We start from the raw sequence: 2,169 nt of genomic DNA on the forward strand, positions 1-2,169 counted from the left end.
TACCGGCCCCGCCCCGCCCCTCCGGCGGGGCGGGGCGGGGCCGGTACCGGTGCCGGGCGCGGGACGGAGACCGGACACGCGGCGGAGGCCGGGCGCGGGGCGGACGGCGTGCGGGAGCCGCCCGGCCGGGTCCGGCTCCCCGGGCGGGCGGCGCGCCGTCCCGTCAGTCCATGGAGCCGGAGCGCAGCGCCGGGAGGTCCGCCTTGACCGTGTCGACCGGGATGGCGAAGCCCAGGCCCACGCTGCCGGCGTCGGCCGGGGAGGAGTCACCGCCGCTCGACGCGTACATCGCGGAGTTGATGCCGATGACGTCGCCGTTCATGTCGATCAGCGCACCGCCGGAGTTGCCGGGGTTCAGGGACGCGTCGGTCTGGATCGCCTCGTACGTCGTCGTGGACCCGCCGGTGTCGCCGTTGAACTCTCGGCCGTCGAACTCGAACGGCCAGCCGCCGGGCTGCCCCTGCCGCTGCCCCCGGCTCTCGTCGGTGGAGACGGTCACGTCACGGTCGAGCGCCGAGACGATGCCGCTGGTGACGGTGCCGGTCAGACCCTCGGGGGAGCCGATCGCCACGACCTCGTCGCCGACCCGCACCCCGTCCGAGTCGCCGAGGGTGGCCGCCGTCAGCCCCGAGGCGTCCCGCAGCTTGATCAGCGCGAGGTCCTTGGAGCTCTCCGTGCCGACGACGTCCGCGGTGTACGTCTTCCCGTCGCCGGTCCGCACCTCGACGGACGAGGCGCCGGCGATGACGTGGTTGTTGGTGACGACCTCGCCGTCGTCCGTGATGATCACGCCGGATCCGGTGGACGATCCCGCGGTGGACTCGGCGTTGATCTCGACGATGCTCGGGCCGACCGCCTCGGCGACGCCGGCCACCGTGCCCTTCCGGCCGGCCGGCACCACGCTGGTGCCGGCCGGGCCGGCGGACGCGACGGTGCTGCCGCCGGTCAGCTCCTGGACGCCGTACGCGGTGCCGCCGCCCACGGCCGCCGCCACGATCGCCACGGCGGCGAGCAGCGCGACCGGACCGCGGTCGCGCTTCCGGCGGGGACGGGGAGCGGCCGGTCCGGCCGCGGGGAGCGGGTCCGCGGGTTCCGCCGGGTGCCCGGCGGAGACCGGCCGTGTCGCCGTCATCGGGTCCGGTGCCGCCAAGGGGTCCGGTGCCGTCACCGGGGCCGCCGGGTCCGTCGGGTGTGCGGCGGTGGCCGGCCGGTCCGGTGCGTACCCCGGCCGCCCCGGCGCGTATGCCGGCGGGGTCGGCCGGTCCGGGTCCACGGGGGAGGAATGGGGCTCGTGGCCGCCCGTCCGGGGGCTCTCGTGCTCGCTGCCGCGGCGATGGCTCTCGGTCATGCCGTCGAGCCTGGCGCCCGACGATGAGAACATCCTGAGTGCCCGCTGAGAAGCCCGACAGAACCTCGTATGCCCGATATAAGGACGACGGAGGCGGCATAAGGACGGCGGAGTCGACTCCGGGGAGACGGGGGGTCTCACGGAGACGGTGAGGTGCTCCACCAGAACGAAGGGGGCGCTCCACGCGGGCGGAGGGGGCCCCACGGAGGCGAAGGGCCCCCGAGGGGAAGGGAGGGGGCGCCTCACGCGGCCGGATGCGGCCGGATGCGGCGGGACGGGGCCGGTGTCACCCGCAGCCGCAGGAGCGGCGGATCACCAGCTCGGACGGGAAGACCTTCAGCCGCTCGCGCTGCGAGCCGGCCACCCGCAGTCCGTCGTCCAGGACGAGGTCGACCGCCGCGCGCGCCATCGCCGAGCGGTCGGAGGCGACCGTCGTCATCGGCGGGTCGGCGAGCGCCGCCTCCTTGATGTCGTCGAACCCGACGACCGCCAGCTCGCCGGGCACGTCGATGCGCAGCTCGCGCGCCGCGCGCAGCACGCCGATGGCCTGGTCGTCGGTGGAGCAGAAGACCGCGGGCGGACGGTCCGGCCCGGAGAGGATGTCGAGCCCGACGCGGTAGGCGTCGTAGCGGTTGTACGGGGCCTCGAAGAGGCGGCCCTCGGTCGGGAGGCCCGCTTCCTCCATGGCCTGCCGCCAGCCCTCGACGTGGTCGGAGACGGGGTCACCCACCGCGGAGACCCCCGCGGTGGGTGACCCCGTCTCCGACCACGTCGAGGGCTGGCCGCACGCCATGGAGGAAGCGGGCATCGCGACCGAGGTG

General features: G+C 75.7%; 2 protein-coding genes. Both read right to left on the reverse strand.

Annotated features, from left to right (window positions below; genetic code table 11):
- Nucleotides 1–163: 163 nt before the first annotated feature.
- Nucleotides 164–1,348 (reverse strand): S1C family serine protease, encoded by a 1,185-nt coding sequence (locus AOK18_RS23005; protein ID WP_055695571.1) that lies wholly within the window; start codon nucleotides 1,346–1,348, stop codon nucleotides 164–166.
- A gap of 286 nt (nucleotides 1,349–1,634) precedes the next feature.
- Nucleotides 1,635–2,169 (reverse strand): LacI family DNA-binding transcriptional regulator (locus AOK18_RS23010; RefSeq protein WP_240503278.1); only part of this gene is annotated, 535 nt, incomplete at its 5' end.

Origin of the sequence: Streptomyces prasinopilosus, from assembly GCF_001419695.1 — a bacterium.
Taxonomy (GTDB): domain Bacteria; phylum Actinomycetota; class Actinomycetes; order Streptomycetales; family Streptomycetaceae; genus Streptomyces; species Streptomyces prasinopilosus.